A 7,785-nucleotide genomic window follows, 5' to 3' on the forward strand; every position below is an offset into this window, starting at 1 on the left:
GCGGTTGGCGTTCGGATCCGCGGGTTTTCTAACGCCAACCGCATGCTCGGCACCGGTGAGGACAACACCGGTAGGGAAGCACCGTGCGCCGAGGGACGGCCCGAAGCCGCCGGCCGCTCCGGTCACCGTCTCCCGCGGGGGAAGAACAGGCTCTCGGCGCGTGGCATCTCCACGCCGTCGAGCGTGAGGTCGGTGCGCTCGCACCAGAACGCGACGTACCCGCGCACCCTCTCGCCGTCGGACAACGGGTCCTCGTAGCTCCAGCCGATGTCCGCACCGGCAGGGTCGCCCGACGCGAGCGACCAGTAGCGGGCGTGCCCCTTGTAGGCGCAGTCGCTCGTCGTCGTGCTCGGCGTCAGGGCGTCCCACTGCACGTCCTCGCGCGGGACGTACCAGCGCAGCGGCAGGTAGGTCTCGGTGAGCGCCATGGCCCGGGAGGAGTCCGCGAGCAGCACCTCGCCGAGCGACACGACGACGTGGCGCGAGCTCGGCACGACGTCGACCCGCTTGAAGGGGTCGCGCGGGTGGGCGGCGAGGTGCTGGTCCTCGGCGGACCAGTCGAACGCCTGGAAGTCGACCATGACGTAACCGGCGAGCCCCTCGTCGTCGGGACGGAAGAACGGGGCCGCCCCGCCCGGGCCGCGGATCCCGTCCGGTCCACCGAACCACAGCTCGGTGCCCGCGCACGTGTGCCGCTCGAAGTGCAGCGGGTGCGGGATCAGGCCGTGCCGCACCTGCCCGTCCTGGTGCTCGCCCTTGACGAGGGGTGCGCGGAGGTCGGCCGCGGGGACCGCGTAGACGGGCAGCAGACGCCAGGGCTCCCAGACGAGCCGGGCTGCGGTCGAGCGGAGCACGACGCGCGTCGGGTCCTCCCGGTGCACCGCGCGGATCTCCTGGGCCACGGGGTACCAGCGCAGCTGATCGAGATCGAGCTGCCACCGGTCGACCCAGGACGTGGCCATGCCCCCAGGGTGCTCCCGGAGCGGGGTGGTCGCAAGGCCCGAGGCGACGGCGACCCGCCCTCTGTGACCGGCTCTCCCGAGGCCCTACAGCTCCCCGATCGCGTTCCCCAGCACCGTGGCCCCGATCACGAGCAGGAGCACGCCCATGACGAGCGACGTGTTCGCGGTCAGCCACTGGCGCAGGCGGTCGAGCCAGGGCACGACGCGGGCGGGGGCCAGGAGTGTCGCGACGAGGGGCACCACGACCGACAGCCCGCCCACCAGGACGAACGCCAGCACGACCACGACCTCCTGCACGACCCCGAGCGCCGCACCGCCCACCGAGACGCCTGCGGCGAGCACGAACGCGAGCTCCTTGGGGTTGGCGACAGTGACCAGCGCACCGAGGACGAGACCGCGCGCAGGTGACGCGTCCGCGATCGAGGCCAGCCAGCCGGGCAGGCTCGCCGCCTCCCCCTCGGGCTTCGGGCGCCACTGCGTGAGGCCGAGCACCATGAGCGCGGCTCCCAGGACGATCCGCACCCAGGCGGGGAGCTCGCTCGACCCCAGGAGGTGCTCGACGACGTCCGACGCCGCGACGACGACACCGAGCAGGGCCGCGAGCGCGAGCAGCCGGCCGACGACGAAGGTCACGCCCGAGGCGCGCCCCCGGTCCGAGGTCAGGAGCAGCGCGAGGGCGATGATCGGCAGCGGGCTGAGCGCGACGGCCACTGCGAGGGGGAGTGCTGCGCCGACGACCTCGGCCATGGAGTTCACGTCGTCACCGTAGCGCCACGCCTTCCCACGGGCCGACGCACCGGACCGATCGTCCTCGCCACGGCACGTGCCCGACGGGCCCGGGGCAATTGAAGTTGCGACCGCTTGAGAGAATGGTTGGTCGTGAGCACCGAACCGCACGGCCCCGCACGACCCGCCGTGGACAGCCCTGCGAGCACCCCCACGGGCGAGGCGGGACGCGAGCCGCGCACGGGCTCGAGCCCACGCCGCCGACGCGGAGGACGCGGACGGGCGAAGCCCCAGGTCAGCGAGCAGAACCCCGCCCCCGAGCGGGCCGAGCAGGCCGCCGGTCGCCAGGACTCGGCCCCCCGCAGCTCGACCGACCGGGCCCGCGGCGAGAGAACTCCCGAAGGTGAGAAGAGAGGCCGGGGTGAGCGTCCGGCGTCGGGCACCTCGACGCGCGGCAACCAGCGCGGCGCCCGCCGCCAGCAGGTGAGCCCCGCCCAGCTCGCGCGGGCCGCCGAGCGGCGCGCACAGGTCGTCGTGCCGCCCATCACCTATCCCGAGCAGCTGCCCGTCTCCGCGCGGCGCGAGGACATCGCGCGGGCCATCGCGGAGAACCAGGTCGTGATCGTCGCGGGCGAGACGGGCTCGGGCAAGACGACGCAGCTCCCCAAGATCGCGCTCGAGCTCGGCCGCGGCCGGAAGGGCCAGATCGGGCACACGCAGCCCCGACGGATCGCGGCGCGCACGGTCGCGGAGCGGATTGCCGAGGAGATCGGCACGCCGCTGGGCGAGATCGTCGGCTACCAGGTCCGGTTCACCGACCAGTCGAGCGACCAGACGCTCGTCAAGGTCATGACCGACGGCATCCTGCTCGCACAGATCCAGCGCGACCCGCAGCTCCTCGCGTACGACACGCTCATCATCGACGAGGCGCACGAGCGCTCGCTCAACATCGACTTCCTGCTCGGGTACCTCACGCGGCTCCTGCCGCAGCGCCCCGACCTCAAGGTCATCATCACGTCGGCGACGATCGACTCGCAGCGGTTCGCACGGCACTTCGCGCCGGGCGGCCCGCTGCCGCCGCTCACGGCCGACGAGCTGGCCGCGGCCGAGCAGACGGGCACGGACGAGGGGCCCGACGGCGCCGCTCACCTCCCCGAGACGGCCCCCGTCATCGAGGTCACGGGTCGCACCTACCCCGTCGAGATCCGGTACCGGCCGCTGAGCCCCGACGTCGACCCCGAGACGGGCAAGACCAAGCGGGGCGCCGCCAAGGGGGCTGCCGGGCAGGAGAAGGACCTCGTCACGGGCATCGTCGACGCGGTCGAGGAGCTCATGGCCGAGGGGCCGGGCGACGTCCTGGTGTTCCTGTCGGGCGAGCGCGAGATCCACGACACGGCCGACGCCCTCGAGTCCCGCCTGGGCGAGCGCACGCGCGACGCCAAGCGCCCCGACTTCGTCGAGATCCTCCCGCTCTACGCGCGCCTGTCCTCGGCCGAGCAGCACCGCGTGTTCCAGGCGCACTCCTCGCGCCGCGTCGTGCTCGCGACCAACGTCGCCGAGACGTCGCTGACGGTCCCCGGCATCCACTACGTCGTCGACCCCGGCACGGCCCGCATCTCGCGCTACTCCAAGGCGACCAAGGTCCAGCGTCTGCCGATCGAGCCCATCGCGCAGGCGAGCGCCAACCAGCGCTCGGGGCGCTCGGGCCGTGTCGCGGACGGCATCGCGATCCGCCTGTACTCCGAGGAGGACTTCCTCTCCCGTCCCGAGTTCACCGAGCCGGAGATCCTGCGCACCTCGCTCGCGTCGGTCCTGCTGCAGATGATCTCGGTGGGCGTCGTGTCCTCGCCCGACGACGTCGCGCGCTTCCCGTTCGTCGAGCCCCCGGACACACGCTCGATCCGTGACGGCGTGCAGCTCCTGACCGAGCTCGGGGCGCTCGAGACCGTGGCGGAGCCCGCCGGCCGCGGTGGTGCCGCCGAGGACGCCCAGCCGGGCCGCGCCGTCACGCGCCTGACCGACGTCGGCCGCGTGCTCGCCCAGCTCCCCATGGACCCGCGGCTGGCCCGCATGATCTGGGAGGGCTCGCGCCGCGGCGTGGCGCGCGACGTCGCGATCATCGCGGCCGTGATGTCCATCCAGGACCCGCGCGAACGACCCGCCGAGTTCCGCGCGCAGGCCGACCAGCTCCATGCCCGCTTCGCCGACCCCCGCTCCGACTTCCTCACCTACCTCAACCTGTGGGAGTACGTCCGCGAGCAGCAGCGCGAGCTGTCGTCGTCGGCGTTCCGGCGCCTGTGCAAGGCCGAGTACATCAACTTCCTGCGCGTGCGCGAGTGGCAGGACGTCGTCGCGCAGCTGCGCGAGATGAGCAAGCCGCTCGGCATCGACATGTCCTCCACACCCCGCACCCGGGGCGACGCGACCTCGGGGAGGGGAGCGCCGTCGTCGGGCACCACGATCGCCGAGGCCACCGACCAGCCCGTCGAGCACCGCCTGACCTGGGACGACGACACCATCCACCAGGCGCTCCTCGCCGGCCTGCTCTCGCAGATCGGCATGCAGGAGGCCACCGAGGTCAAGGCCTCGTCCGTCGCGCACCTGCGCGGCCCGCAGAAGGAGCTCGCCATGAAGCGGGCCAAGAAGCAGGCCCGCAACGAGTACCTCGGTGCGCGCGGCGCCCGGTTCGCGATCTTCCCCGGCTCGCCCCTGTCCAAGAAGCCGCCCGTGTGGGTCATGGCGGGCGAGCTCGTCGAGACCAGCCGCCTGTGGGGCCGCGACGTCGCCAAGATCCAGCCCGAGTGGGCCGAGGAGCTCGCCGGTCACCTCGTCAAGCGCACCTACTCCGAGCCCCACTGGTCCACCAAGCAGGGCGCCGCGCAGGCCAAGGAGAAGGTCCTCCTCTACGGCGTGCCCATCGTCGCCGACCGCACCGTTCTCTACGGCAAGGTCGACCCCGAGGCCGCGCGCGAGATGTTCATCCGCCACGCCCTCGTCCAGGGCGAGTGGACCACGCACCACCAGTTCTTCCACGAGAACCGCCGCCTGCTCGAGGAGGCCGAGGAGCTCGAGGCGCGCTCGCGCCAGCGCGGCCTCGTGGTCGACGACGACGTGCTCTTCGCGTTCTACGACGAGCGCATCCCCGAGGACGTCGTCTCCGCGCGCCACTTCGACACCTGGTGGAAGTCCGCCAAGCGCCGCGACCCCGACCTGCTCACGTTCACGCTCGAACAGCTCGTGCCCGACGCCGAGTCCGTCGACACCTCGCTCTTCCCCGAGACCTGGGTCCAGGGCGACCTCACGCTGCCCCTCACCTACCAGTTCCAGCCCGGCACGGACGCCGACGGCGTGACCGTGCACATCCCCATCAGCGTCCTGAACCGCGTCGTCCCCGACGGCTTCGACTGGATGGTCCCGGGCCTGCTCGACGAGCTCGCGACCGCGACCATCCGCTCGCTGCCCAAGCCCGTGCGCGTCCAGCTCGTCCCCGCCCCCGACGTCGCCCGCGACGTCGTCGGCTGGCTCCGCGAGAACACCCCCGCCTGGGAGGACATCACCCGCGCAGGCGACATGGCCGAGCCCTTCCACGTCGCCTTCACGCGCGCCGTCCGCGCCCTGCGCGACGTCGTCATCCCCGACGACGCCTGGGACGACACCCGCACCGAACGCCTCCCCGCCCACCTGCGCATGACCTTCCGCGTCATCGAGGAACGCCGCGGCGGCGAGGTCGTGCTCGACGAGTCCAAGGACCTCGTCTCGCTCCAACGACGCCTCGCGCCCCAGGCGCAGGCGGCGGTGCGGGCGGCGGTCAAGGGGGCGGTCGGCGCGGCGCTGCGTGAGGCTGCTGCCGGGGCGGAGGGCGAGGCGGGATCGGTGCTCGGTCTTCCCGGCTCTGCTCGTTCCTCGCAGACCCCTGCCAGACCCACCACGACCTTCGCCACCGATCCCGCCTCACCCTCCTCCGTCTCCGGGTCGCCTTCCGCGGGCCGCCCTGGAGGGGGCTCAGGAGGTGACGGTGCTTCGGACGCCGGGCCCGACGGCGGCGCTCCCTCCGTGGTCGTCGCCGAGGCGACCGGGCTCGCCACGTGGCCCACGGGGCTTCCGGACGGCGTGCTGCCCGAGGTCGTGTCGACGCCCGCCGGGGGCGGCATGGTCGTGCGCGGGTACCCCGCGCTCGTCGAGGAGGTCGACGCCAAGGGCAAGCCCAGCGTCGCGCTCCGCGTTCTCGCCGACCGCTCGACCCAGGACCGCGAGCACGCACGCGGCGTCCGGCGCCTGCTGCTCGGCGAGACCGCGCTCCAGACCTCCCGGATCACGAGCCGCTGGACCGGGACGCAGTCGCTGACCATGGCCGCGAGCCCGTACCGGAACACCGAGGCGCTCGTCGCCGACCTGCAGCTCGCGGCCGTCATGGCGCTGACCTCCGGGGCCAAGGCCTCGCAGTACGGGCCCCTGCCCGATGCCGTACAGATCCGCAGCGCCGACTCGTACACAGCAGCGCGGGGCCTCGTGAAGCGGCACCTCGAGAGCGAGGTGCACCAGATCGTCGGGCACGTCGTCGCTGCGCTCACCGCAGCACGGAACCTGGACGGCGAGATCCGGTCGGCCAACAGCCTCGCGCTGCTCAACACGCTCCAGGACGTGCGCGACCAGGTCGCCGGGCTCGTGGGCGTGGGCTTCGTGTCCCGCACCCCGGCCCACCGCCTGCCGCACCTGACCCGCTACCTCCGTGCGGCGTCGTACCGGATCGAGAAGGCCGCGACCAACCCGCACCGCGACGCCGAGCTCGCGTGGCGCGTGCACGACGTCGAGGAGGCGTACAGCAAGGCGCGCGCCGCCTACGCGGCCGGCCCCGCAGACCCTGCGCGCCTGGCCGAGCTCGACGAGGCGCGCTGGCTCATCGAGGAGTTCCGGGTGTCGCTGTTCGCGCAGCAGCTCGGGACCGACGGGCCGGTCAGCGAGAAGCGGATCAGGAAGGTCCTCGCGCCGGGCGGGTGGTAGCCCGACCGGGGCTGTCGCAACCCCCGGAGTGACGCGATCGTGGCGTCGGCACCGGTGCGCATGTGCTAACCGCCCGGCGCCTGGCCCCAGGGCCGTGGGACCTTGGTCACGATCTTCCGGACAGAGGTCATTTTCGACCGGACGGCCGGGATTCGGTGCCTACGCTGAGGAGGACGGCCAGGACATGGGACTGGCCGCACGAGCTGCTCTGGAGGGCATCATGCGCACCGTCGTCGTCACCGGCACCGCCTCAGGAATCGGCAAGGCCCTGAAGGGCCTGCTGGAGGCGGACGGGCACAGGGTGATCGGGGTCGACCTGCGCGACGCCGACGTCCAGGTAGACCTCACGACCGACGCGGGCCGCACGGGTCTCGTCGAGCAGGTCACCGCGCTCAGCGGCGGCACGATCGACGCGATCGTCGCCAACGCGGGCCTGTCGACCGGCAGCCCGGTGACGCTCGCCGTCAACTACTTCGGCGCCCTCGCGACGCTCGAGGGACTCCGCCCCCTCCTGGCGGGATCGGACGCCCCCCGCGCCGCCGTGACGTGCTCCATGGCGAGCCTCCTGCCCGTCGACGACCAGCTCGTCGAGCTGACCCTCGCGGGCGACGAGGCCGCAGCGCTGGCCCGCGCCGCCGAGCTCACCGCGGCCGGGACGGGCGACATCATCTACGGCAGCAGCAAGGCCGCGGTCGCGCACTGGCTGCGCCGCTCCGCACCGAGCGCCGACTGGGCCGGTGCGGGCATCCCGCTCAACGCGATCGGCCCCGGGATCGTCCAGACCGGCATGACCGCCGAGATGCTCGCGACCGAGGAGTCGACCAAGGCCGTCGAGTCCCACGTGCCCATGCCGCTCGGCGGGATCATGGGCCCCGAGGTTCCCGCGAACCTGCTGCGCTTCCTCGTCTCCCCGGAGAACAGCCACATGTGCGGGCAGGTCGTCTTCGTGGACGGCGGCTCGGACGTGGTCATCCGGGGCGACAAGGTCTGGTGACCTGCATGAGCCACGAGTCGTACGCGTACACCCGCGCCTGCCACCGCCACCGCTGGGTCAAGGAGAACTACCCGCACGTCGACCGGTGGCTGGTGCTCACCC

4 protein-coding genes are annotated in these 7,785 nt (G+C 72.9%); 2 read left to right on the top strand and 2 right to left on the bottom strand.

Annotated features, from left to right (window positions below; all coding sequences use genetic code 11):
* Nucleotides 1-122 precede the first annotated feature (122 nt).
* The gene (locus ACFWFR_RS15200; RefSeq protein ID WP_377623513.1) at nucleotides 123-962 is read right to left on the bottom strand and encodes a DUF427 domain-containing protein; all 840 of its coding nucleotides are present in this window, start codon (nucleotides 960-962) and stop codon (nucleotides 123-125) included.
* Nucleotides 963-1,046: 84 nt separating this feature from the next.
* Nucleotides 1,047-1,709, bottom strand: coding sequence for a GAP family protein (locus tag ACFWFR_RS15205; protein WP_377623515.1), 663 nt, complete (start codon nucleotides 1,707-1,709; stop codon nucleotides 1,047-1,049).
* A 132-nt stretch (nucleotides 1,710-1,841) separates the two neighbouring features.
* Here ACFWFR_RS15205 and hrpA point away from each other — a divergent pair, with 132 nt between their 5' ends.
* Both hrpA and ACFWFR_RS15215 read left to right on the top strand, forming a co-directional pair.
* A complete protein-coding gene (gene hrpA, locus ACFWFR_RS15210) occupies nucleotides 1,842-6,689 on the top strand; it encodes an ATP-dependent RNA helicase HrpA (RefSeq protein ID WP_377623514.1) in 4,848 nt (1,615 codons plus the stop codon).
* Nucleotides 6,690-6,909: 220 nt separating this feature from the next.
* On the top strand, nucleotides 6,910-7,683 hold the full coding sequence (locus ACFWFR_RS15215) for an SDR family oxidoreductase (RefSeq protein ID WP_191806043.1): 774 nt from the start codon (nucleotides 6,910-6,912) through the stop codon (nucleotides 7,681-7,683).
* Nucleotides 7,684-7,785: the final 102 nt, after the last annotated feature.

Origin of the sequence: Oerskovia sp. NPDC060287, from assembly GCF_042726775.1 — a bacterium.
In the GTDB taxonomy this organism is placed as follows: Bacteria; Actinomycetota; Actinomycetes; order Actinomycetales; family Cellulomonadaceae; genus Oerskovia; species Oerskovia merdavium.

Excerpts from the sequence above, each read along its gene's own strand:
- ACFWFR_RS15200 (WP_377623513.1), bottom strand. The coding sequence starts at position 962 with ATGGCCACGTCCTGGGTCGACCGGTGGCAGCTCGATCTCGATCAGCTG.
- ACFWFR_RS15205 (WP_377623515.1), bottom strand. The coding sequence starts at position 1,709 with ATGGCCGAGGTCGTCGGCGCAGCACTCCCCCTCGCAGTGGCCGTCGCG.
- ACFWFR_RS15215 (WP_191806043.1), top strand. The coding sequence starts at position 6,910 with ATGCGCACCGTCGTCGTCACCGGCACCGCCTCAGGAATCGGCAAGGCC.